Source organism: Curtobacterium sp. 24E2 (assembly GCF_016925595.1).
In the GTDB taxonomy this organism is placed as follows: Bacteria; Actinomycetota; Actinomycetes; order Actinomycetales; family Microbacteriaceae; genus Curtobacterium.
This window is the reverse complement of sequence record NZ_CP068987.1, coordinates 2,401,612-2,426,161: the sequence shown is the minus strand read 5'-3', so window position 1 is coordinate 2,426,161 and position 24,550 is coordinate 2,401,612. Positions and strand designations below refer to the sequence as shown.

At 70.7% G+C, this 24,550-nt stretch carries 16 protein-coding genes and 6 pseudogenes; 10 read left to right on the top strand and 12 right to left on the bottom strand.

What is annotated here, in order from left to right:
- Positions 1–194: 194 nt before the first annotated feature.
- Positions 195–1,166: an aldo/keto reductase gene (locus JN350_RS11930; RefSeq protein WP_205462345.1), complete on the top strand. Its 972-nt coding sequence runs from the start codon at positions 195–197 to the stop codon at positions 1,164–1,166.
- Between the two features lie 139 nt (positions 1,167–1,305).
- On the opposite strand, the gene JN350_RS11925 is transcribed toward JN350_RS11930, so the two are convergent.
- The 3 genes from JN350_RS11925 to zapE all read right to left on the bottom strand — a co-directional run bounded on the left by JN350_RS11925 (position 1,306) and on the right by zapE (position 4,564).
- Positions 1,306–1,956 carry a tyrosine-protein phosphatase gene (locus tag JN350_RS11925; RefSeq protein ID WP_205462344.1) on the bottom strand — a complete coding sequence of 217 codons (651 nt, stop codon included), beginning with the start codon at positions 1,954–1,956 and terminating at the stop codon, positions 1,306–1,308.
- A gap of 172 nt (positions 1,957–2,128) precedes the next feature.
- A complete protein-coding gene (locus tag JN350_RS11920; RefSeq protein ID WP_111086361.1) occupies positions 2,129–3,403 on the bottom strand; it encodes an ammonium transporter in 1,275 nt (424 codons plus the stop codon).
- Between the two features lie 204 nt (positions 3,404–3,607).
- Positions 3,608–4,564, bottom strand: a complete 957-nt coding sequence (gene zapE / locus JN350_RS11915; protein WP_240347729.1) for a cell division protein ZapE — start codon at positions 4,562–4,564, stop codon at positions 3,608–3,610.
- Between the two features lie 185 nt (positions 4,565–4,749).
- Between zapE and JN350_RS11910 the strand changes: the two are divergent.
- Positions 4,750–5,654, top strand: a pseudogene (locus JN350_RS11910) (sulfurtransferase).
- Positions 5,651–6,109, top strand: coding sequence for a SufE family protein (locus tag JN350_RS11905; RefSeq protein ID WP_205462342.1), 459 nt, complete (start codon positions 5,651–5,653; stop codon positions 6,107–6,109). The pseudogene JN350_RS11910 and the gene JN350_RS11905 overlap by 4 nt, the downstream one beginning before the upstream one ends.
- Positions 6,110–6,182: 73 nt before the next feature.
- Here JN350_RS11905 and JN350_RS11900 read toward each other — a convergent pair whose 3' ends face one another.
- Entirely contained in the window at positions 6,183–7,406 is a 1,224-nt protein-coding gene (locus JN350_RS11900; RefSeq protein ID WP_205462341.1) for an alpha/beta fold hydrolase, read from the bottom strand.
- A 23-nt stretch (positions 7,407–7,429) separates the two neighbouring features.
- On the opposite strand from JN350_RS11900, the gene JN350_RS11895 reads away from it, so the two are divergent.
- The 5 genes and pseudogenes from JN350_RS11895 (at position 7,430) to JN350_RS11875 (ending at position 13,242) form a co-directional block, all read left to right on the top strand.
- Positions 7,430–8,011 (top strand): DUF3000 domain-containing protein, encoded by a 582-nt coding sequence (locus tag JN350_RS11895; protein ID WP_205462340.1) that lies wholly within the window; start codon positions 7,430–7,432, stop codon positions 8,009–8,011.
- A gap of 70 nt (positions 8,012–8,081) precedes the next feature.
- A pseudogene (locus tag JN350_RS11890) lies at positions 8,082–9,262 on the top strand (HRDC domain-containing protein).
- 148 nt (positions 9,263–9,410) lie between these two features.
- Positions 9,411–10,610, top strand: a complete 1,200-nt coding sequence (locus JN350_RS11885; RefSeq protein ID WP_461964426.1) for a thiolase family protein — start codon at positions 9,411–9,413, stop codon at positions 10,608–10,610.
- Positions 10,607–12,748: pseudogene (locus tag JN350_RS11880) on the top strand (3-hydroxyacyl-CoA dehydrogenase NAD-binding domain-containing protein). The gene JN350_RS11885 and the pseudogene JN350_RS11880 overlap by 4 nt, the downstream one beginning before the upstream one ends.
- A gap of 131 nt (positions 12,749–12,879) precedes the next feature.
- Entirely contained in the window at positions 12,880–13,242 is a 363-nt protein-coding gene (locus JN350_RS11875) for a hypothetical protein (protein WP_205462339.1), read from the top strand.
- 7 nt (positions 13,243–13,249) lie between these two features.
- On the opposite strand, the gene JN350_RS11870 is transcribed toward JN350_RS11875, so the two are convergent.
- The 6 genes and pseudogenes from JN350_RS11870 to dut form a co-directional block, all read right to left on the bottom strand.
- A complete protein-coding gene (locus JN350_RS11870) occupies positions 13,250–13,984 on the bottom strand; it encodes a hypothetical protein (RefSeq protein WP_205462338.1) in 735 nt (244 codons plus the stop codon).
- A gap of 70 nt (positions 13,985–14,054) precedes the next feature.
- A pseudogene (gene dxs, locus JN350_RS11865) lies at positions 14,055–15,991 on the bottom strand (1-deoxy-D-xylulose-5-phosphate synthase).
- Between the two features lie 109 nt (positions 15,992–16,100).
- Positions 16,101–18,914 carry an aconitate hydratase AcnA gene (gene acnA / locus JN350_RS11860; RefSeq protein WP_205464446.1) on the bottom strand — a complete coding sequence of 938 codons (2,814 nt, stop codon included), beginning with the start codon at positions 18,912–18,914 and terminating at the stop codon, positions 16,101–16,103.
- Positions 18,915–19,047: 133 nt separating this feature from the next.
- A complete protein-coding gene (locus JN350_RS11855; RefSeq protein WP_205462337.1) occupies positions 19,048–19,839 on the bottom strand; it encodes a DUF3159 domain-containing protein in 792 nt (263 codons plus the stop codon).
- Positions 19,840–19,864: 25 nt separating this feature from the next.
- Positions 19,865–20,602 (bottom strand): DUF3710 domain-containing protein, encoded by a 738-nt coding sequence (locus tag JN350_RS11850; protein ID WP_240347288.1) that lies wholly within the window; start codon positions 20,600–20,602, stop codon positions 19,865–19,867.
- Entirely contained in the window at positions 20,599–21,087 is a 489-nt protein-coding gene (dut, locus tag JN350_RS11845) for a dUTP diphosphatase (RefSeq protein ID WP_194647983.1), read from the bottom strand. Before dut ends, JN350_RS11850 begins: the two co-directional genes overlap by 4 nt.
- Between dut and JN350_RS20915 the strand changes: the two are divergent.
- A pseudogene (locus tag JN350_RS20915) lies at positions 20,968–21,587 on the top strand (DUF3093 domain-containing protein). The gene dut and the pseudogene JN350_RS20915 overlap by 120 nt on opposite strands.
- Positions 21,588–21,714: 127 nt before the next feature.
- Here the strand turns inward: JN350_RS20915 and JN350_RS11835 are convergent.
- Positions 21,715–22,013: pseudogene (locus JN350_RS11835) on the bottom strand (DUF4193 domain-containing protein).
- Between the two features lie 191 nt (positions 22,014–22,204).
- Between JN350_RS11835 and sepH the strand changes: the two are divergent.
- Entirely contained in the window at positions 22,205–23,314 is a 1,110-nt protein-coding gene (sepH, locus tag JN350_RS11830) for a septation protein SepH (RefSeq protein ID WP_205462336.1), read from the top strand.
- 45 nt (positions 23,315–23,359) lie between these two features.
- On the opposite strand, the gene JN350_RS11825 is transcribed toward sepH, so the two are convergent.
- Entirely contained in the window at positions 23,360–24,526 is a 1,167-nt protein-coding gene (locus JN350_RS11825; RefSeq protein ID WP_205462335.1) for an alkaline phosphatase family protein, read from the bottom strand.
- Positions 24,527–24,550 lie beyond the last annotated feature (24 nt).

Here is a 24,550-nt window from a genome sequence, read left to right as displayed (position 1 = left end):
TCCCCGGAGCGCGGACATGCCCCGGACGGCATGCAGCCACGCACCATGCAGGACGATGCACCCCAACACGCAGAACCATGCACCCCGACACGCAGAACCATGCACCCCAGCAAGCAGACCGATGCAGCCCAGCATGCAGAACCGGTACTCCCAGGGCCTGGCAGGGTGCCCCTCGGAGCGCGTAGACCGGAGCCATGGACTACACACACCTCGGACGGACAGGGCTGTCGGTTTCACGAGCAGTGCTCGGCACGATGAACTTCGGCCCGGAGACCACTGAAGACGACTCGCACGCCATCATGGACCGGGCCCACGAGCTCGGCGTCAACTTCTTCGACACCGCCAACGGCTACGGCGGGTCGGTGGGCAAGGGTGCCACCGAGGAGATCATCGGCCGCTGGTTCGCGAAGGGCGGCGGCCGTCGCGAGAAGACGGTCCTGGCGACCAAGGTCTACGGCGACATGATCGACTGGCCGAACGGCGGCAAGCTCAGCGCGTTCAACATCCGCCAGTCGCTCGACGCCAGCCTGCAGCGTCTGCAGACGGACCACATCGACCTGTACCAGTTCCACCACGTCGACCGTGCGACCCCGTGGGACGAGATCTGGCAGGCGATCGACGTCGCCGTGCAGCAGGGCAAGGTCCTGTACGTCGGGTCGTCGAACTTCGCCGGCTGGCACATCGCCCAGGCGCAGGAGGCCGCGAAGCGCCGCCACACCTTCGGCCTGGTGAGCGAGCAGTCGATCTACAACCTCGTGGTGCGTGACATCGAGCGCGAGGTCCTGCCTGCCGCCCGCGAGTACGGCCTCGGTGTCATCCCGTGGTCGCCGCTGCAGGGCGGTCTGCTCGGTGGTGTCATCGAGAAGACCGAGAACGGCTCCCGTCGCTTGTCGGGTCGGAGCGCCGAGTACGTCGAGGGGCACCGTGACCAGCTCACGGCCTACGAGTCGTTCGCCAAGGAGCTCGGCCACACGCCGGGCGAGCTCGCCCTCGCGTGGCTCCTCCACCAGCCCGGTGTGACCGCGCCGATCACCGGCCCCCGCACGATGGAGCAGTGGGAGTCCGCGGTCCGCGCCGTCGACATCCGCCTCGACCAGCGTGCGCTGGACCGGCTCGACGAGATCTTCCCGGGGCACGAGACCTCACCGGAGGACTACGCCTGGTGAGCTGACGGAACGGGCCGGAACCACGGCCCGCGATCAGGGCCACGGACGGGAGGCACGGTGCGCGTCGGACGCGCACCGTGCCTCCCGTCCGCCGTTGCGACCACCGCACGTGGTGAGCCGACAGGACGACGCCCGCCCGTCAGAGCGCCGCGATCTCCGCGTCCGTCAGTCCCGCCCAGCGCAGGTACGCGGCGACGCTGCCCCAGCGCGCCTCGACGTGCCGGACCACGGTGGTCATGGTCTCCGGCACGCACCGCTGCGCGACGGCGGTGGCCTCGGGGTCGGTGCTCACCGCACGCTCCGCGGCGAACCGGTCCGCCAGCCCGGCAGCGCTGGCGGCGTAGTCGTCGCCGACGGCCTCGATCGACGCGCCCCAGAGTCGGGCGAGCAGTCCGCTGACGACGCCGGTGCGGTCCTTACCGGCGGAGCAGCAGACGAGCACGTCACCGTCGGACCGGGCGATGGCGCGGAACGCTGCGGCGATCCCGGTGCGGTGGCGCTCGAGCCAGTCGGTGTACTGCTCCTCGAGCTGCCCGGCCTGGGCGCCGGACTCGACGGTCGACGGGTCGAACAGCGGGACGAGTCGGTAGCCGTCGGCGGTGCCGAGCGGGTGCGGGACGCGGGCGACCTCGTCGTCACGACGCAGGTCGACCACGGCCGCGAGTCCGTGCGGGTAGGCGTCGGCACCGACGCGTTCGGTGTTCGCGCGGTACACGGTGCGGGGTCGGGCGTCCTGCAGGCCCGGTCCCCCGACCTCGCGCAGGTTGGTCAGTGCGGACGTCGTCGTCATGCCCGCAACCCTGCCAGACGCCGGACGCCAGACGCCAGATACCAAACGACAGACGACAGCCGACAGCCGACAGCCGACGGACGCAGGACCGCACGACGACGGGCCCCGCGCTTGCTGTGTGCGCGGGGCCCGTCGTCGTGCGGGTGGTGCTGGCGGTGCTGGTGTCCGCTGGCTAGCGGACCGAGACCGGCGAGTCGTCGGTCTGCTCGTAGAGGACGTAGCCCTCTTCACCGTGGACCGCGGTGTCGATGCCGGCGACCTCGTCCTCGGTCTTGACGCGGAAGCCGATCGTCTTCTCGATGAGGAAGCCGATGACGAACGCCAGGACGAAGGAGTAGATGCCGACGGCCAGGGCCGCGGTGGCCTGCTTGCCGAGCTGCTCGAACGAACCGGAGTAGATCAGGCCGGTGTCGTTGGCGAAGAAGCCGAGGTACAGCGTGCCGACGATGCCGCCGACCAGGTGGACGCCGACGACGTCGAGCGAGTCGTCGAAGCCGAGACGGTACTTCCAGTCGATGGCGAAGCAGCAGATGATGCCGGCGACGAAGCCGAGCAGGATGCCCCAGCCCGGGGTCAGGTTGGCACAGGCCGGGGTGATCGCGACGAGACCGGTGACGGCACCCGAGGCGGCGCCGACCGACGTGGCCTTGCCGTCCTTGAGCTTCTCGACGAGCAGCCAGCCGAGGATGGCAGCGGCCGGTGCAGCGAGGGTGTTGACCCAGGCGATCGCGGCGATGCCGTCAGCGGCGCCCTCGGAGCCGGCGTTGAAGCCGAACCATCCGAACCACAGGATGGCGGCACCGAGCAGGACGAAGGGCGGGTTGTGCGGCTTGTGCGCGCCCTTGGCGAAGCCGACGCGCTTGCCGAGGACGAGCGCCAGGGCGAGACCTGCTGCACCGGCGTTGATGTGGACCGCGGTGCCACCGGCGAAGTCGATGACGCCCCACGTGGCGGCCCAACCCGAGGTCAGGTTGAAGACCCACGAGGCGACCGGGAAGTAGACGACGGTGACCCAGATGCCCGCGAAGACCATCCAGGCGCCGAACTTGGCGCGGTCGGCGATGGCGCCGGAGATGAGCGCGACGGTGATGATCGCGAAGGTGGCCTGGAAGCCGACGAACGCCATCGACGGGTACGCCGCCTGGATGTTCGAGGACTGCGCCTCCTCGAAGGCCTGGCCGAGACCGATCTGGTTCCAGTCGATGCTGAAGAACCCGACGACACCGGAGACCGCCGTGCCGTCACCGTGGTTGGCGAAGGCGATCGCGTAGCCGTAGAGCACCCACAGGACGCTCACGAGTGCGATCGCACCGAACGACATCATCATCATGCTGATGACGGACTTGGCCTTCACCAAGCCGCCGTAGAAGAAGGCCAGGCCGGGTGTCATGAACAACACCAGCGCCGCCATGACCAACACGAACGTCGTGTTGCCCTGATCAAGCATCTGTTCACCTCTCGATTGCACGAGCGGCTCTTGGACCGCCTCGGGTGTCACAGAGTCTGGCGAGGTGACGTTTCACGAGGGGGCACGATGTGTTTCGCGGATGTAACGCGACGGCGCGGTTTGTAAACGTCGTGTTTCGCATCGCCCGATGCCCCCTGGACAGGGGTGCACCGACCGGTCAGCGGATGCCCGGGGCGGCGCGCGTCAGTCCTGGGCGCGACTCAGTGCCACGACACGGCTCGCTGCGCGCAGGTACTTCTTGCGGTAGCCGCCGTCGAGCATGGCGTCGGGGTACACCTGGTCGAGCGGCGTGCCCGAGGCCACGATCCGGACCTGGGCGTCGTACAGCCGGTCGACCAGCGCCACCCACCGCAGCGCGTCGGTCTGGTCCGTGAACGCGCGGACGTCGGTGAGCCCCACGGCGTCGAGGTCCTCGACGAGCGCGACGTACTTCGACGGGTGCACCGAGCCGAGGTGCGCGACCACGGCCGAGAAGTCGTCGAGCGTGACGGTGCCGGCCGGCAGCGCCGCGGCCACGTCGGACACCACACCCGCCGACTCGTCGACCGCTCGGCGGCGGTAGTCGAGCCCGTCGATCCGCATGGTGTCGAACCGGTCGGACATCGCCTGGATCTCGCGCAGGAAGTCCTGCGCCGCGAACCGTCCCTCGCCGAGCGCGCCCGGAGGCGTGTTCGAGGTGGCGGCGAACCGGGTGCCGGTCTCGGTCAGCTCCTTGAGCAGACGGGTCATGACCATGGTGTCGCCCGGGTCGTCGAGCTCGAACTCGTCGATGCAGACCAGCGCGGTCCCGCGCAGCAGGTCGACCGTGCCGTGGAACCCGAGCGCACCGACCAGGGCCGTGTACTCGATGAACGTGCCGAACGTCTTCCGCCCGGAGGCCGCGTGGTACGCAGCGGCGAGCAGGTGGGTCTTGCCGACACCGAACCCGCCGTCCAGGTAGACGCCCGACTTCGCAGCGGGCTCGACCGACTGCTTGCGGCGGCCGAACAGCCCGCGACGTGGCGCCTCGGTCGGACCGGCCGCGACGAACGCGGCGACGGCGTCGCGCACGTCGGCCTGCGAGGCGTAGTCCGGGTCTGGGCGGTACGAGTCGAACGAGGCGTCCGCGAACTGGGGCGGTGGCACGAGTGCCGCGGCCATCTGCTGCGGGGTCACCTGGGGGTCACGGTCGACGAGGTGCGCTGGCAATCGAGTGGGCCTTCCGGGAAGCAAGTCGTGCGGTGTCACGTTGCGGCTGGGGCACGGTACGTCCGCGTACCGTTGCCCACAGGCACCGACGACCGATCCTAGTCCGGTGCCGGATGACCACCTGGAGGTAGCCCACCATGACCGCACCGGTCGACCCGTCCGAGAAGTTCACCGCCTACGCCCACCCGGAGCGTCTCGTCTCCACCGAGTGGCTGCAGGAACAGCTGGACGCCCACACCCCGACCTGGTCGTCGTCGAGTCCGACGAGGACGTCCTGCTCTACGAGACGGGCCACGTCCCCGGCGCGGTCAAGATCGACTGGCACACCGACCTCAACGACCCGGTGCAGCGCGACTACATCGACGGCGAGGCGTTCGCCGAACTGCTCGGCGGCAAGGGCATCGGCCGCGAGACCACCGTCGTGCTCTACGGCGACAAGAACAACTGGTGGGCCGCGTACGCCCTCTGGGTCTTCTCGCTGTTCGGCCACGAGGACGTCCGCCTGCTCGACGGCGGCCGTGCGAAGTGGATGGCCGAGGAGCGCGCCCTCACCACCGACGAGACCGTCGTCACGCCGGCCGAGTACCCGGTCGTGGACCGGATCGACACCGAGATCCGTGCCTACAAGGACGACGTGCTGGCCCACCTCGGCAAGCCCCTCATCGACGTGCGCAGCCCGGGCGAGTACGACGGTTCCCGCACCACCGCGCCCGACTACCCGGAAGAAGGAGCGCTGCGCGGCGGCCACGTCCCCACCGCGGTGAACATCCCGTGGGCGACCGCCGCCGCACCGGACGGCACCTTCAAGCCGCGCTCGGAACTCGACGCCATCTACCGCGAGGGCGCCGGCATCGGCGACGCCGACGAGGTCATCGCGTACTGCCGCATCGGCGAGCGGTCGAGCCACACCTGGTTCGTCCTGCAGCACCTGCTCGGCTACGACAGCGTCCGCAACTACGACGGCTCGTGGACCGAGTGGGGCAGCGCCGTCCGCGTCCCGATCGTGCAGGGCGCGGAGCCGGGTACAGTTCCGAACCGATGAACGACAGCACCGAGGCCACCCTCCCCGCCACCCTCGCCGAGATCCGCGACGACTTCCTCGCCCTGGGCCAGAAGGACCGTCTGCAGCTCCTCCTCGAGTTCTCGAACGAGCTGCCCGCGTTGCCCGAACGGCTGCAGGGGCACGAGGACGAACTCGAACGGGTCGAGGAGTGCCAGTCCCCCGTGTTCATCACGGTGACCGTGGGCGAGGCCGGCGACGCCCCCGACGTCGTCCGCATGCACGCGACCGCCCCGCGCGAGGCGCCGACCACGCGCGGCTTCGCGTCGATCCTCGCGCAGGGCCTGAGCGGCCTGACGGCAGCGCAGGTGCTCGCCGTGCCGGCGGACTACCCGCTGACGATCGGGCTGTCCGAGGCGGTCAGCCCGCTGCGGATCCGCGGGATGGTGGGCATGCTGGGTCGCGTGCAGCGTCAGGTGCAGGCCGCGGTGGCGTGAGACGCGACCGCGGTGACGGACGGGAGGCGCGGTGCCAGCTGGCACCGCGCCTCCCGTCCGTCACCTGTCGCGTCTACCGCGCGCTGGCCGCCCCGCGACGCTGGACCACCTCGGTGAGCCACGCGAGGATGCGGGCGTCGAACCAGTCGGCGTCGTGGTTCCAGAGCTTGGTGTGCCGGGCGGTGGTCTGGACCTCGAGTCGGACCAGGTCGGGCCGTGCGCGCGCCAGGTCGTGCGAGGCCGAGGACGGCACGAACCCGTCGTCGTCGCTGTGCAGCAGGAGGATCGGCACCGTCAGCTCGGCGGACCGGGTGACCATGTCGAGCTCCCGCAGGTCCACCGGCTGCTGCAGGCCGGCCAAGCGGTGCAGCACCGGCGTGCGGAGCAGACGCTGGGCGACCTTGCGGACCGGCCGCGGCAGCCCCATGAGCTGGCTCTGCGACTTGAGCACCGCGTGCCAGTCGACCACGGGCGACTCGAGCACCACACCGTCGACGAGCTCGGCGAACCGTGAGCGCAGCAGCGTCTGCAACACGACGGCGCCGCCCATCGACCAGCCCATGAGCACGACGCTCTGCGCGTTCTGGGCGCTGAGCCAGCGGAGGACGGAGTCGATGTCCTCCCACTCGGTGCTGCCCAGGCCGTAGCGGCCGTCGACGCTCGGCGGTGCGACGCCGTCGTTCCGCCACGACGCGAGCACGACCGAGTAGCCGGCGGCGCGGAAGACCGGGACGGCGCGGATGGTCTCGGCACGGGTGACACCGCGGCCGTGCACCAGGACGGCCCACGGGGCGTCCGGGTCGTCGGCGCGGACGACCCAGGCGGGTGCGGGCCCGTTCGGGGTCGGGATGTCGATGTCCTCGACGGGCACGTCGAGCTCGCCGGGGGTCAGGTAGAACCAGCCGCCCCAGCGACCGCGTCGTGCAGCGGTCGGGTCGCCGGCGTCGATCGCGATGATGCGGCGCGTGACCGTGGTGTCGGTGGTGCCGAGGACCTCACCGACGCGCATGTGCCCGGTGCCGGCGCCGAACCAGAGGGAGTAGCGGCCCTGCAGCTCGGTGTCGGCGGTCCGCTCGATGGTCACGGTCATCCGGACCGGGTCGACGGCGTGGATCGGGACGCGTTCGGTGCGCTTGCGGTCCGGGGTGACGACGGCGCGGGCGACGGCGGCGACGAAGCCACCGATGACGGCCGTCCCCACGGCTGCTGCTGCCAGACCGGCGCCGAGGGCGATGAAGCCGGCCGATCGTGCGGTCTCCTGGACGGCGTCCTCGGCGGGTCGCGCGGATCGGGACATGGCCCGGAGCCTAGTCTGCATGTGTGTCCGAAACCCGAGAGCCCGACGCCTTCGCGCGGCTCCGCGCGTTCGTGTCGTCCGGCAGCAGCCGCTCCGAGACCACCGTCACCGAGATCCCCTCGCCCACGCGGATCGCACCGTTCTCGATCGCCCTGGCGGCGGACGTGTCCGGCACCGCGCACGGCGCCCCGTCCGACCTCGGCACCGGACGGTTCATCGCCCTGTACGACCCCGAAGAACCCGAGGGCTGGGGCGGCGCGTTCCGGGTGGTCTCGTTCGCGCAAGCACCACTCGAACCCGAGATCGGTGTCGACGAGTTCGTCGCCGACGTCACGTGGAGCTGGCTCGTCGATGCGCTCGCGACGCACGGGGCCGACTACGACCACGCTTCAGGTACGGCCACCAAGATCATCTCGCGCGGGTACGGCGACCTCGCCGCACAGGGCGACGGCGCCCAGCTGGAACTCCGCGCGTCGTGGACGCCCCGCGGCGACGACCTCACCGCACACGTCCAGGCATGGCAGGACATCGTCGCCATGCTCGCCGGTCTGCCTCCTGCCTCGGACGGTGTGACCCTGCTGGCCCCGAGGAGGCTCGCCAAGTGACCGACCCCGCCAGCTCGACCCCGGTGCGCCGGACCCCGCGTTCGAGGACTCGCACGAGGCCGTCAAGGTCATCGAGTCGCGCGACGACTACCTCGAGGCCGTCGCGGCGATCGCCGCCGGTCACGGGCCCGTCGCCGTCGACGCCGAACGCGCCAGCGGCTACCGCTACTCGCAGCGCGCCTACCTGATCCAGGTGTTCCGCCGCGGTGCCGGCGCGTTCCTGTTCGACCCGATCCCGATCGGCGACTTCTCCGAGTTGCAGGCGGCCATCGTCGACGAGGAGTGGCTGTTCCACGCCGCCTCGCAGGACCTGCCCTGCTTGCAAGAGGTGGGCCTCGTCCCGACCCGCATCTTCGACACCGAACTCGGCGCCCGCATCGCCGGGTTCCCCGAGTCGGTCTCGGCGCCGTCGTCGAGCAGCTGCTCGGGATCACGCTCGCCAAGGCGCACTCGGCAGCGGACTGGTCGACCCGGCCGTTGCCGCAGTCGTGGCTCGTCTACGCGTCGCTCGACGTCGAGCTCCTGCCCGACCTGCGTGACGCCCTCGCCGCGAAGCTCGACGAGGCCGGCAAGTCCCGCATCGCGGAAGAGGAGTTCGACGCGGTGCTGCACCGCGCCCCGAAGCCCGTCCGTGCCGAGCCGTGGCGTCGCCTGTCCGGCATGCACGCGCTCCGTGGCGCCCGCGCGCTGGCGATCGCCCGGTCGCTCTGGGTCGCCCGTGACGAGTACGCCCGCGCGGCCGACATCGCTCCGGGGCGCACGATCCCCGACGCCGCGATCGTCGCAGCGGCAGCCGCCGCACCGTCGTCGCGCACCGAACTCGGCGCTCTGAAGGCGTTCACGGGTCGCGCCAGCCGGTCCGAGCTCGACCGCTGGTGGGCCGCGGTCGACGAGGGCCTGACGACCGAGGACCTGCCGAAGCTCCGCGGCTCCGGTGAAGCGACGCTCCCGCCGCCCCGTGCCTGGGCCGACCGCAACCCCGCCGCCGACCGCCGGTACAAGGCCGCACGGGCCGCGGTGACGAAGCGGTCGGAGGAGCTCGACATCCCGCTCGAGAACCTGCTCACGCCGGAGACCCTGCGTGTGGTCTCGTGGGCACCGCCGTCGCCGCCGTCGACCGAGCTGGTCGGGGCCGCCCTCGCCGCACACGAGGCCCGCCCCTGGCAGGTGGAGGAACTCGCCTCGATCATCGCGTCGGCCTTTGTCGCTGCTGCACAGCAGCCCGCGCCGACGGATGACGTCGAGTCGTAGGAACCGCCCAACCGGCATGCGGCCGCCCAGCCTGGGGGCATAGCGTCGGGAGCGTCGCCGGGCGAGGCCCGGCCGGCCGGAGCGACCAGCGTTCCGGCCCGATCGATGAGGATCTGGGAGGCCCGGATTGCCAAAGGCATCAGACGTCGTGTTCGTGGACGGAGTACGGACACCGTTCGGACGAGCCGGCGAGAAGGGGGTGTTCTGGAAGACCCGGTCCGACGACCTCGCGGTGCACGCGATGCGCGGACTGCTCGACCGGAACGCCTCGCTCGACACCGCAGCGGTGGACGACGTCGCCGTCGCGGCGACCACGCAGCAAGGTGACCAGGGGCTGACCCTGGGCCGCACCGTCGGCATGTTGGCCGGCCTGCCGAAGTCGGTCCCCGGGTACGCGATCGACCGCATGTGCGCCGGGGCCATGACGAGCGTCACGACGCTCGCGGGTGCCATCGCCTTCGGTGCCGCGGACATCGCGATCGCCGGTGGCGTCGAGCACATGGGGCGCCACCCGATGGGCTTCAACTCGGACCCGAACCCGCGGTTCATCGCCGAACGCATGGTGTCGAGCGACGCGCTGGTGATGGGGTCCACCGCCGAGCGCCTGCACGACCGCTTCCCGGCGATCACGAAGGACCGTACGGACGCCTACGCCGTCCAGTCCCAGCAGCGCTACGCCGCCGCCTGGGCCGCCGGCAAGCTGCAGCCCGACGTGATCCCGGTCGAGGTGAACAAGGGCGACGGGTGGGACGTCATCAGCACCGACGAGCCGCCGCGTCCGGGCACGACGCTCGAGGCACTGGCCGCGCTGAAGACGCCCTTCCGCCCGCACGGACGGGTCACCGCCGGCAACGCCGCCGGCCTCAACGACGGCGCGACCATGAGCCTGCTCGCCTCGGCCGAGGGCGCCAAGGAGCACGGCCTGCCCACGAAGATGCGCATGGTCTCGTTCGCCTTCGCGGGCGTCGAGCCCGAGGTCATGGGCGTCGGCCCGGTCCCCGCGACCGACAAGGCGCTGTCGAAGGCCGGCCTGTCGATCGACGACATCGGCCTGTTCGAGATCAACGAGGCGTTCGCGGTGCAGGTGCTCGCGTTCCTCGACAACTACGGCATCGCGCAGGACTCCGCGAACGTCAACGCGTGGGGCGGCGCGATCGCCGTCGGCCACCCGCTGGCATCGAGCGGTGTCCGCCTGATGACCCAGCTCGCCGCGCAGTTCGCCGAGCGCCCGGACGTCCAGTACGGCATCACCACGATGTGCATCGGACTCGGCCAGGGCGGCACCGTCATCTGGGAGAACCCCGGCTTCAGCAAGTCCGCAGCACGTTCGGCTCGGAAGGGGGCATGAGCATGACCACCGTCGACACCGACCGTCTGTCCGAACTCAGCGAGGACGAGGTCGTCACGCACTCGTTCGTCAAGCACGTCACGATGCCCTCCGGTGGCACCCTGGCGCTCATCACGCTCGACAACGGCAAGGACTACAAGCGTCCGAGCACCCTCGGGCCGCGTACGCTGCGCGAACTCTCCGGGGTGCTCGACACCCTGAAGACCGAGGCGACGGCCGGCACGATCCAGGGCGTCGCGATCACCGGCAAGGAGTACTGCTTCGCCGCCGGTGCCGACCTGTCGCAGGCAGCGTCCGTGCCGTCGCGTGCGGTGGCGCACGACCTCGCGGCCCTCGGCCACGCCACCCTCCGCAAGCTGTCCGACCTCGGTGTGCCGTCGTTCGCGTTCATCAACGGCATCGCCCTCGGCGGCGGGCTCGAGATCGGACTGCACTGCACCTACCGGGTGTTCTCGTCCGCGGCGCAGGGCATCGGCCTGCCCGAGGTCTTCCTCGGCATCATCCCGGGCTGGGGCGGCGCGACACTGCTCCCCGCCTGATCGGTCCGGAGCGCGCGCTGCGGGTCATCGTCGAGAACCCCTCAAGAACAACCGCCTGATGGACGGGGCGGCCGCGGTCGAGATCGGCATCGGCGACGCGCTGATCCCGTCGGTGACGTTCCTGCCGTCAGCCGTCGCCTGGGCCGACGGTGTCATCGCCGGTCGTGTGTCGGTCAAGCGGCCAAACGAACCCGGCATGCTCGAGAAGGCTGCCTGGGGCACGGTCGTCAAGGTCGCCCGTGGGCAGGTCGCGTCGAAGATCGGGACGGTGCCGAAGTCGCCGTTCCGCGCGCTCGACCTCGTGGCCGCCGCTCGCGGCGGTTCCCTGGACGAGCGGTTCGCCGACGAGGACGACGCCCTCGCCGACCTGCTCTCCGGTGACCAGTTCGCCGCGTCGATGTACGCGTTCGACCTGGTGCAGAAGCGTGCGAAGAAGCCCGTCGGTGCACCGGAAGGCGTCGAGCCGAAGAAGATCACGAAGGTCGGCGTCCTCGGCGCCGGTCTGATGGCCTCGCAGTTCGCGCTGCTGTTCGCCCGACGACTCGGCGTCCCCGTCGTGATCACCGACGTCGACCAGTCCCGCGTCGACGCCGGCGTGGAGCGCATCCGCGGTGAGGTCGGCAAGCTGCTCGAGAAGGGGCGGATCTCCCCGACGACGCCAACCGCATCACGGCACTCGTCAGCGGGTCGGTGTCGTACGACGCCTTCGCCGACGCCGACTGGGTGATCGAGGCCGTCTTCGAGGAGATGAGCGTCAAGCAAGAGGTCTTCCGGAAGATCGAGCAGGTCATCGCGCCGGATGCCATCCTCGCCACGAACACCTCGTCGTTGTCCGTCTCCGAGATGGGTTCGGTGCTCTCCGACCCGTCGCGCCTGGTCGGGTTCCACTTCTTCAACCCGGTCGCCGTGATGCCGTTGCTCGAGGTCGTCCGCACCGCCGACACCTCCGACGAGACGCTCGCCACGGCACTCGCCGTCGCGAAGACCCTCAAGAAGACGGCGATCATCACTGCCGACCAGCCGGGCTTCGTCGTCAACCGGGTGCTCGCACGGGTCCTCGGTGAGGCGATGCGCGGCGTCGAGCAGGGCACCTCGTTCGACGTCGTGGCGGCCGGTGCCGCGCCGCTCGGACTGCCGATGTCGCCGTTCGAGCTGCTCGAGCTCGTCGGTCTGCCGGTCGGGGCGCACGTGCTCGACTCGCACCACGCCGCCTGGCCGGAGCGCTTCTACCCAGGTGACGGGCTGAAGAAGATCGCCGAGTACGGGAAGATCCTGACCCGCGACAAGAAGGGCAACGCGACCGGGTACGACCCCGCCGCCGTCAAGCTCGTCGCGCCGTCGAAGAAGGACGCGAAGCCCGTCGACGCCGCCGCGATGCAGCAGCGTTTCGAGGACGCCCTGGCCGACGAGCTGCACCGCATGCTCGAGGACGAGGTCGTCCAGCACGTCGAGGAGATCGACCTCGGCCTGATCCTCGGTGCGGGCTACCCGTTCCAGGCCGGTGGGATCAGCCCGTACCTCGACCGCAGTGGGGCGTCCGAGCGCGTCTTCGGTGGGAGCTTCCACGACCCGCTGATCGTCGGCCCGGCGTCCCGCTAGCCGGCGCGAGTCCCCTTCGCACAACCGGAGTCACCCCGAACCGCGGATCGCCGTGGTTCGGGGTGACTTCGGTTGTGCGTTGGGACGGAGCGCCGGCCTCACGAACGCACGCCCCCGCGTACGGTGCAGGGATGACGCAGGAGTGGTGGGCACCGAAGGCCGCCGCGGGGCCGTCCGTGGTCCTGCCGGTCCCGCTCGACGCTGTGCCGGCCCTGGTCCGGCGGGCGGTCGACGCCGTGCCGGGCGCCGCGGCCATGGAGATCCGAGACGACGGCGGGGTGATCGCCCGCCGGACGTCGTTCGCACTGCGGGCCGAGAACATCGTCCTGACCTTCCGGCGCGAGTCGCCGTCCTCGTCCCGCGTCCGGATCCTCCGCGAGGGCCGCGACGGCCTCGACTCCGGCCAGGTCCTCTGGGTGACACCGATGGCGCGCGCGATCCTCGCTGCGCTGCGGTCAGCAGCTGCACCAGGTCCGGCAGCGCCCCCGTCGTGAGCCGTCATCACCCGCCGACGCAGTCGTTGCTGCCGCTGAAGCACGGCGGGACCGACGGCCGGGGTGCCGGCGGCGCGGGCGGCTCGTTGTCGTACGACGTGAAGTACGCGGCGCTGTGCGTCACGACGAGCACGTAGTCCGACCCGCTCGCCCGGACGGCGTCATCGCGTCCGTCGACGCCGACACCCGGTGCGGACTGCACGACGGACGATCCCTCCGACTGCCAGAGTCCGAGTGACCCGTCCCAACCGCGGACCCGCACGACCGCGAACCGGTCCGGCCCGATGTCGTTGCCGAGTGCGATCGACTGCCGCCCACCGATGTCGACCAAGTACGGTGTCGATCCGTCCGGCTGGATCGCCTGTGCCACGAGGTCCTCGTCGGTCAGGCCGCCCGTGCGCAGCGCCGGTCCGGCGATGCGCACCGCGTCGACGGGTGTCGTTGCACCGTCGATCGTGTACACCGCTCCGGCGTCGATCCGACACGTCGTGCCCGAAGCGGGCTGGAAGAACCCGGAGTTGCTCGCGTGGCCGCACGAGTCGGTCCAGGTGGCATCGACACGGTGGACCGCGGCGGTGCCCTCCCAGTCGACCACACGGTGCATCGTCTGTCTGGCTCCGACCCGGGCCTCTGCACCGAGCTCCGGCGTGACCGTGCCGTCGTTCATCGCGGCACACCCCGAAGTCACGGCCACGACGGCGAGACCGATCGCCACCGCCGTCGTCCTGAGCCCCCGTCGCATGCGGCGATCCTGCCAGACGTTCCCGAGGGACATGCCCCTGGCGGCATGAGTGCCCTCGCGCGGTCAGCGCCTAGCGGTCGGAGCCGGCGGACTCCCTCGACCGGGCGGGCTTCGCCTGCGGCAGCTTCGTCCCGACGACCTGGTCGATGACGTCGCGGGCGATCGCCTGCGCGGTCAGCCCGACGTCGGCGAGGATCTGCGACCGGGTCGCGTGGTCGATGAACTCGTCCGGCAGTCCCAGCTCGTTCACGCCCGTGTCGACCCCGGCGGCCCGCAGGTCCTGCCGGAGCCGGGTTCCGACGCCACCGACACGCACACCGTCCTCGATCGTGATGACCAGGCGGTGGGTCCGCGACAGCTCGATGAGCGAGCCCGGGATCGGGACCACCCAGCGCGGGTCGACGACGGTGACGCCGATGCCCTGCGCCTCGAGCAGCGCGGCGGCCTCGAGCGCCGTGGGCACCATCGAGCCGACGGCCACGAAGAGCACGTCCTCGACGCCGTCCGCGGCGGCGTGCAGCACGTCCACACCGTCGGGGAGACGACGGACGGCAGGGATGTCCGGCCCGACCTGGCCCTTCGACCACCGGAGCACGGTGGGGGCGTCGTCGACGGCGATCGCCTCGCGGAACTCCTCGCGCAGGGTCGCTGCGTCACGCGGTGCGGCGATCCGGATGCCGGGCACGACCTGCAGCAACGCGAGGTCCCACATGCCGTGGTGCGACGGTCCGTCCGGACCGGTGATCCCGGCACGGTCGAGCACGAACGTCACGCCGGCCTTGTGCAGGGCGACGTCCATCAGCACCTGGTCGAACGCCCGGTTCAGGAACGTCGCGTACAGCGCCACCACGGGGTGGAGGCCGCCGTAGGCGAGGCCCGCGGCGGTCGTCACGGCGTGCTGCTCGGCGATGCCGACGTCGTACACGCGGTCGGGGTGCTGCTCCTGGAACAGGTGCAGTCCGGTCGGACGGAGCATCGCCGCCGTGATCGCGACGATCCGGGGATCCGCGGCGCCGGCGTCGGCCAACGAGGACGCGAACACCGAGGTCCACGACGGACCCGACGCGGCGTCGAGCGACTCCCCGTCTCCGGGTCGATGTGCCCGACGGCGTGGAACTGGTCGGCCTGGTCGCGGAGGGCCGGCTCGAACCCGTGGCCCTTCTCGGTGATCGCGTGCACGATCGTCGGGGCGCCGTAGGCCTTCGCCTGACGGAGCGCCGCCTCCATGGCCCGCTGGTCGTGTCCGTTGACCGGCCCGATGTACTTGATGTCGAGGTTCGAGTACAGCGCCTCGTTGTTCGTGAAGCGCGACAGGAACCCGTGCAGGCCGCCGCGCATCCCGCGGTAGACGGCCCGGCCGGGGGCACCGAAGCGATCGGCCACGGCCCGGGAGGTCTCGTACAGCGCCCGGTACTCACGCCGTGTGCGCATGGAGCTGAGGAACCGCGCCATGCCGCCGATCGTCGGGGCGTACGAGCGGCCGTTGTCGTTGACGACGATGACCAGGCGGCGGTCGTTGTCGTCCGAGATGTTGTTGAGCGCCTCCCACGTCATCCCACCGGTGAGGGCGCCGTCTCCGACCACCGCGACGACGGTGCGGTCGGTCTGCCCGGTCTGCCCGAACGCGCGGGAGATCCCGTCGGCCCAGGACAGGGAGGACGACGCGTGCGAGGACTCCACGATGTCGTGCTCGGACTCGCTCCGCTGCGGGTAGCCGGCGATGCCGCCCCGCTCGCGGAGCTTCGAGAAGTCCTGCCGCCCGGTGACGAGCTTGTGCACGTACGACTGGTGCCCGGTGTCGAACACGAAGGGGTCGTTCGGCGAGTCGAACACCCGGTGCATCGCGAGCGTCAGCTCGACCACGCCGAGGTTGGGCCCGAGGTGGCCGCCGGTCTTGGCGACCTCGGCCACCAGGAACCGGCGGATCTCGGCGGCGAGTTCGGTCATCTGCACGTCGGAGAGACGCTTCAGGTCGCGCGGCGACGTGATGCTGCTGAGCAGGCTCACGGGCGCTCCTTTCGTGGGGCTGTCGGCCCACTCTATGCGCGTGGGGACAGAACGGACTGGAGGCGCGGTGCCAGCTGGCACCGCGCCTCCAGGCAGTATCCGGGTCGCGTCAGACGAGCGACCGGAGCACGTACTGCAGGATGCCGCCGTTGCGGTAGTAGTCGGCCTCGCCCGGGGTGTCGATGCGGACGACCGCGTCGAACTCGACCGGCTGCTTGCCGGCGGGCGAGTGCTCGCTCGGCGTCGCGGTGACGTGCACGGTCTTCGGGGTGCGCCCCTCGTTCAGCTCGGTCAGGCCCGAGATCGAGACGACCTCGGTGCCGTCGAGCCCGAGGGACTCGACCGTCTCGCCCGCCGGGAACTGCAGCGGGACGACGCCCATGCCGATGAGGTTCGAGCGGTGGATCCGCTCGAAGCTCTCGGTGATGACGGCGCGGACACCGAGCAGGTTCGTGCCCTTGGCCGCCCAGTCGCGCGACGAGCCCGAGCCGTACTCCTTGCCACCGAAGATGACGAGCGGGATGCCCTGCTCCTGGTAGTGCTGCGACGCGTCGTAGATGAACGACTGCTCGCCGTCGGCGGTCGTGAAGTCGCGGGTGTAGCCGCCCTCCACGCCGTCGAGCAGCTGGTTGCGCAGGCGGATGTTCGCGAACGTGCCGCGGATCATCACCTCGTGGTTGCCGCGACGCGAGCCGTAGGAGTTGAAGTCCTTGCGGTCGACGTCGTGCTCGGCCAGGTACCTGCCGGCCGGGCTGTCCGCCTTGATCGAACCGGCGGGCGAGATGTGGTCGGTCGTGACCGAGTCACCGAGCTTCGCGAGCACCCGGGCACCGGAGATGTCCGACACCGCGTCGGGCTGCATGGTCATGCCCTCGAAGTACGGGGGCTTCCGCACGTAGGTCGACTCCTGGTCCCACTCGAAGGTGTCGCCCGTGGGGGTCGGCAGGTTCTTCCAGCGGTCGTCGCCCTCGAACACGGAGCCGTACTCGTGGGTGAACATCTCGGTGTCGATCGACTCGTCGATGACCTGCTGCACCTCGGCCGCGTCGGGCCAGATGTCCTGCAGGTAGACGTCGTTGCCGTCCTGGTCCGTGCCGAGGGCGTCCTTGTCGAAGTCGAAGTGCATCGACCCGGCGAGGGCGTACGCGATGACCAGGGGCGGGGACGCCAGGTAGTTCATCTTGACGTCGGGGTTGATGCGCCCCTCGAAGTTCCGGTTGCCCGAGAGCACCGCGGTGACGGCGAGGTCGTTGTCCTGCACGGCCTGCGAGATCTCCTCGGGCAGCGGGCCCGAGTTGCCGATGCAGGTGGTGCAGCCGTAGCCGACCGTGTAGAAGCCGAGCTGCTCGAGGAAGGTCGTGAGACCGGCCTTCTCGTAGTAGTCGGTGACGACCTTGGACCCGGGGGCGAGCGTCGTCTTGACCCACGGCTTCGACGTCAGGCCCTTGGCGGCGGCGTTCCGCGCGAGGATGCCGGCCGCCATCATGACGGACGGGTTCGACGTGTTCGTGCACGAGGTGATCGCGGCGATCGCGACGGCGCCGTGGTCGATCGTGAACGGGTCGGCCCCGTCCATCGCGACCTTCGTCGGGGCCGAGGCCGTCGACGGAGCGCTCGACACGTGGACGTGCTCGTGCAGGTCGGTGTCCTCGTTGGTCGAGCCCGCGGCGATCGGGTCGGAGGCCGGGAAGGTCTCCTCCACCGCGTCGTCGAGGTCGGTCTGCTCGCTCGGGGTCGTGTAGTTGTTCAGGTCGACCTCGAACTGGTCCTTCGCCTTGGACAGTTCGATGCGGTCCTGCGGACGCTTCGGTCCCGAGATCGACGGCACGACCGTGGAGAGGTCGAGCTCCATGTACTCGGAGTACGCCGGCTCGACCGAGGCGTCGTGCCACAGGCCCTGGGCCTTGGAGTACGCCTCGACCAGGGCGATCTGCGCCTCGTCGCGACCGGTCAGACGCAGGTAGTCGAGCGTGACGTCGTCGACCGGGAAGATCGCAGCGGTCGAGCCGAACTCGGGCGACATGTTGCCGATGGTGGCGCGGTTGGCGAGCGGGACGGCGCCGACACCCTCGCCGTAGAACTCGACGAACTTGCCGACGACACCGTGCTTGCGGAGTTCCTGCGTGATGGTGAGCACCACGTCGGTCGCGGTCACGCCGGCGGGGATCTCACCGGAGAGCTTGAAGCCGACGACCTTCGGGATGAGCATCGACACCGGCTGGCCGAGCATCGCTGCCTCGGCCTCGATGCCGCCGACGCCCCAGCCGAGGACGCCGAGCCCGTTCACCATCGTGGTGTGCGAGTCGGTCCCGACGAGGGTGTCGGGGTAGGCGTAGGTCTCGCCGTCGAGGTCACGCGTGTAGGTGACCTTCGCCAGGTACTCGATGTTCACCTGGTGCACGATGCCGGTGCCCGGCGGGACGACCTTGAAGTCCTCGAACGCGGTCTGGCCCCAGCGGAGGAACTGGTAGCGCTCCCCGTTCCGCTCGTACTCGAGGTCGGTGTTGCGCTGGAGTGCGTCCGTGCTGCCGAAGAGGTCGGCGATGACCGAGTGGTCGATGACCATCTCGGCCGGGGACAGCGGGTTGATCTTGTTCGGGTCGCCGCCGATGTCCGCCATCGCCTCGCGCATGGTGGCGAGGTCGACGATGCACGGCACACCCGTGAAGTCCTGCATGACGACGCGCGCCGGCGAGAACTGGATCTCGGTGTCCGGGTCGGCGTCGGGTCGCCAGGAGCCGAGCGCGCGGATCTGCGCCTCGGTGACGTTCTTGCCGTCCTCGGTGCGGAGGAGGTTCTCGAGCAGCACCTTCAGGCTGTACGGGAGCTTCTCGTGCCCGGGCACCGTGTCGATCCGGTGGATCGCGTAGTCGACACCCCCAACCGACAGTGTGTCCTTCGAGCCAGAAGCTATTGACTGCAGCCACCGTGCCGCCTCCCTACTGATCGGTTTGCCCTCATCATCGCGGGCCGTGGTCCGTCCCACCAGCAAGGCAAACCTAATCCCGCTGACGTCGGAACGCCGGACGAGAAAGTCTCTTGATGTCGAGACAACTCTACACCGCGGCGGCGTCGTCCCTCCGCACGAACACGGTGCGGACCAGCAACCACGTGACCCACAGCACGGCGGCGTAGAGCGGGACGCCGAGGATGAGCTTGAGGCCGGCGAGCAACTCGACCTGCGCGGTGAGGTACAGCGGCACCTCGACGGCCAGGCGGAGCGCGAAGAGCCCGACCCAGATCCAGGTGGCGACCGTCAGCACGCGGCGCTTGACCGGGTCGGCGCGCCAGTCGACGTGCGAGCCGTCCTCGTTCGCCGGCAGCAGGAACCCGACGACCAGACCGATGAGCGGCCAGCGGACGGCGAGGGAGACCAGGAGCCCGACCAACCACACCGAGTTGATGATGATCCCCGGGATGAAGTTGCTCTCGGCGCGTCCGGTGATGAGTGCGAGGCCGGCCGACACCGCGACGCCGAGGATGCCCGCGAAGGACATCGTCAGCGACTGTCGCTGCACCAGGCGGAGTACGACGAACACCAGGCCGACGACGACCGGGATCACCACACTCGGCACGAGCTCCTTCGTGATCGCGTAGACGACGAGGAACGCGAACCCGGGCAGCACCGACTCGGCGAGGCCGCGGATCCCGCCGACCGCTCCGAGCAGCGCGCGCCCGGAGGGCGCCTCGCCAGGGGCGACGCGGGCGATGCCCGCGTTCTGCACCGCGTCGCGGAACTGTGCGGAGAACGACGGCGCAGCCGATGCAGCGTCAGGTGTTCCAGCGGACGCGGGCACGGCTTCGGACCCGGCCGTCTCGGGTCGGTGGGTGTCGTCGTGTTCCGGCACCGTGCCTCCAGGGCGGGTCAGGTCGTCAGATCGCGGTCTGCGTCGACTTCGGCATGTGCAGCGGGATGAGGTCGCGCGGCGGCATCGGCGTCGTGCCGCGCACGACGACGACGCTGCGGAACAGCTCCTCGATCTCGCTCGCGTCGTCGGGCTGCTCGGCGGCCTTGCCGGCGATCACGCCGCGCAGGAACCAACGCGGGCCGTCGACGCCGACGAAGCGGGCCGGACGGACGCCGGCGGTGCCACCGTCCCCGTCGACCGCGACCGGCACGGACGCGCGGAGCTCGGGGCCGAACGGGCCGTCGACCTCGGTCACGACACCGCCCTGGCGCTCGATCTGCTCGGCGATCTGTGCGCGGATCTCGTGCCACAGACCCGTCGAGCGGGGTGCGGCGAACGGCTGGACCTGCAGCGTGGAGTCGTCGTAGTCGAGCCCGACCGCGACGACGCGCTGCGAGCCCTCCTCGACCTCGAGGCGCAGGTGCAGGCCCTCGCGCGGCAGGACCTTCACGCCGCCCAGGTCGACGTACGGACGGACAAGGTTCGCCTCGGTCTCGTCGTGCGGGCCGTTCTCGGCGCGGTCCTCGGGTGCGGACTTGTCCGTCGGGGCGACCCCGTCGACCTCGTCGAGGTCTGCGTCGGCGTCCGTCGCGATGTCGACCTCGGGGGTCGTGTCCGCGATCTCGACCTCATCGGCGACGGCCTCGGCCACCTCGACCTCGGCGGCCTCGACCTCGTCACGCTTGCGTCGACCGAACTTCATGCGCGCGTTCCTTCCTGAACATCATCGGCGGCGCCGGTCACGGCACCGCTCCGGTCACCGTAGCCGGACGAGCCGAAGCCGCCCTGGCCCCGGACGCTGTCGGGGAGTTCCTCGACACGCGTGTACGTCACCCGCGGCACGGGCATGACGATCAGCTGTGCGATGCGGTCACCCACGTGCACCTCGTACGGTTCGGACCGGTCGGTGTTGAGCAGCGAGACCTTGATCTCGCCGCGGTACCCGGAGTCGACCGTGCCCGGGCTGTTGACGATGGTGATGCCGTGCTTGGCGGCGAGCCCGCTGCGCGGGACCACGAACGCGGCGTACCCCTCGGGGAGCGCGATCCGCAGCCCGGTCGCGGCCAGGTGGCGCTCGCCCGGCTGCAGCACGAAGGCCTCGGTCGAGACGAGGTCGGCACCGGCGTCACCGGGGTGGGCGTGTCCGGGGCGGTTCTCCCCGGTCCAGAGGACGTCGACTGGTTCCATCACGTGTCGAGGGTAGTGCAGAGACGTGACCCGACCGTGACCTGCCCCGAGTCGTGGTCGAATGGACCCGTGACCCTGTACCGCGAACGACTCTGGGCCCCGCCCGCCCTGTACCTGGCGACGGCGCTCGTCATCCCCGCCACCCTGCTCGTGTTCCTGCCCATCAGCGTGCTCGCCGGTGTGCTCGTGGCGATCGGCATGGAGCTCGGCGTCCTCGTGCTCCTGTGGGCTCTCGCACCCACCATCGAGGTCACGGACAGCGAGTTCCGCGCCGGCAAGGCGCACCTCCCCGCGCACTTGTCGGCAGCGTCGAGGCGTTCGAGGGGGCCGAGGCGACCACGCAGCGCGGCCCGAAGCTCGACGCCCGAGCGTGGACGCTCTTCCGGGGCTACGTGCGCGGGGTCGTCAAGGTCGAGGTCCGCGACGACGCCGACCCGACGCCCTACTGGCTGGTCAGCGTCCGGCAGCCCACCAAGGTGGTCGAGGCGCTCCGGTCCTGACGGACCACGGCGGGCGACCGGGAGGCCCGGCCCGCGTCCGCCCCGCACCGCACGACGAAGGCCCCGCATCCTGGAGGATGCGGGGCCTTCGGTGATCGGTGCGTCTACAGCGCTGCGACGGTGCTCGCTACAGCGCTGCGCATTCCGCGCAGACCGGCCCGAGCTTCGACTCGTGGTCGAGCTGGGAGCGGTGCTTCACGAGGAAGCACTCGACGCAGGTGAACTCATCGACCTGCGGGGGCAGCACCACGACGTCGAGGTCGACGTCGCTCAGGTCCTGCCCGGCGAGTTCGAAGCTGCCGGGGTTGTCCGAATCATCGTCGACGACCCCCGACATCTTGTCGGGAACGCGCTCCTTGAGGGCCTCGATCGACTCCGAATCGGAGTTGTCATCGGTCTTCCGGGGGCGTCGTAATCGGTGGCCATGCCCATCCATTTCTCGTATCGAGAGGTCGTCGCCGGGTGATCGGCGGCGACAGTTTGCACTACGTCCCGCCAGAGTGCAAACCGAGATCTGCGGCGGGTCGTCACGGCGCTGCAACCCGTGACCGGATCGGGACATTCCCGACACCCAGCGCCGCTGGTGCGCAGACTCCGCGGCACGCCCGTGCGCCTCCGTGGAAACCGTCCGCGACCACTGCATACTCACGGGGTACGACGCACGACCGTACGCGACGCTGGGAAGGCTGGACCATGCAAGACGTGAGAGTCATCGGAGTCGAGGCAGGCGCACTACTCCTGGCGACCGACGGCGGTACCGAGTTCCGGTTGCCCGTCACGTCCTCGCTGCCGGGGCAGGTCCGGCAGGCCAACCCCGACGCCGGTCCGCAGAAGCGGGTCTCCCCAAGGACGTCCAGGCACGCATCCGTGGTGGTGCCGACGCCGCCGACGTCGCGGCCGCGCTCGACGTCGACGTCGAGTACGTCCGACGCTTCGAGGGCCCGGTGCTCGCCGAGCGTGCGTTCGTCCTCGACGCCTCGCACCGCGTCCCGGTGACCCCGGTCGACGACGAGGCCCCCGACACCTTCGGCGCAGCGATCACCGCGAAGCTCGAGGCCGGCGAGGCCACCGCGATCAGCTGGGGCTCGTGGAAGCACCCGGAGAGCGGCTGGCAGGTCCGGGTCCACTACACCGCGGCCGAGGTCGAGCACGACGCCCAGTGGCGCTTCGACCCGAAGACCGCGACGCTCGTGCCGGACAACGGCGACGCGCACCGGCTCTCGCACACCGACGACGAGGGCATCGCGCCCCGCCTGCGCGCCGTGGAGTACGAGCAGCAGGACGACGACGGCACCCGCTTCGACTCCGGTGCCTTCCGCGTCGAGGAAGAGGACGAGGCCGTCACGAACCCCGACGTCCCCGACCGCGCCCCGCTCCGTGCACCGCTGCCCCGCATCGGCCAGGCGGCCGTCGAGGAGCGCGCACCCGGCAACGAGACCGCCGACCTGCTCGAGGCGCTCCGCCGACGCCGTGGGGAGCGCGAGGCCGCCTCGTTCGGCGAGCAGCGCGACGAGCCGGCCCGCGGCACCTCGATCAGCGTCGTCGACATCCCGCTGCAGGGGTTCGAGGACGAGTCCGAGGGCGACACCGTCCCGCCGTCCGCCGACGCCCGTCCGGCATCGGCGCCCGAAGCCGAGGGCCGTGCGGAGCGCAAGAAGCGCAACCGCCGGTCGATGCCGAGCTGGGACGAGATCGTCTTCGGCACGCGCCCGGAGGACCCGGCCTGAGCCGACCGTCCGGCTGGCGCTGACCGCGTGGTCGGTCGCCGCCGACTACTGCGCGAACGCCCCGGCGAGCCGCAGCGGGACGAACGTCTCCTCGTCGGTCATCGCACCGTGCTGACCGATCATGCGCTTCGGCACCTCGCCGTCACGCAGCTCGCGGTCGTCGTTGAACGCCCACGACCCGCGTGCCACGACGATCACGTCGCCGATGCGCGGGACCACCTGCGGCGAGACCGCACCGAACCACCCGGCGGCGATCGCCTCGTCGCGGCTGGCGACGTACGCCTTCTTGCCGTAGCGCGCCCGGAACGCCCCGACCAGCCCGCGCACGTCGGTGCCCGGCGCCACCGTGAACTGGCGGCACCGCGGATCGCCGGCCACCCCGACGACGTCCGTCAGCAGGAGCGGGTCGATGGCGATGTTCGCGTGGTCGGGCACGTCGAGCACACCGTGGTCCGCGGTGACGAGGACGCCCACGTCCGGCGCACCGCGGGCGTCGAGGCGGGTGAGCTCGCCGTCGAGCAGCTCGAGCGTCGCCGTCCACCGGTCGGACTGCCACCCGGACTTGTGGCCGATCGAGTCGAGCTCCGGCACGTACAGGTACACGAGCGACCGACCGGTGGCGGTCTCGGCCAGAGCGGCGTCGATGCGCTCCGGGATCGTGTCCGCCGACACGTACCGCGCGCCGCCGAGCACGTTCGCGGTCATGCCCGACGCCCGGTACCGGTCGGGGCCGACGACGACGGGGTCGACGCCGAGCTCCGCGGCGCGGGTGAAGAGCGTCTCGGTGAGGAACCAGTCCGCGGGCACCTCGGTGTCCCACCCGCCGAGCAGGTTCATCACGGCAGCGGTGTCCGGGTTCCAGCCGCTGTACCCGACGACGCCGTGCGTGCCGGGCGACCGTCCGGTGGTCAGGGTGCTCAGTGCCGCGGCCGTCGTGGTCGGGAACCCGCTGCGCAGCCTCTTCGCGGTGCCGGACCCCTTCGCGGCCGTGAGCCAGCGGGCGTGCCCGGCGCGAGCCGACAGCGCGGCGCTCCCGAGGCCGTCGACCAGGACGACGATCGCGGAACGGGCGGGACGGAGGGCGATCCGGGCCTCCAGGCCGTGGTCACGCGACCACGCGCCGTCCGCAGCCCCGAGGGCCACGAGGCAACTCGGGAAGACGTCGGCGAGGTTGGCGGCGGCGTCGGGGGCCGTCGGTACGCTTGTTCCCATTCCAACGAGTCTTCCAGAAAGGTG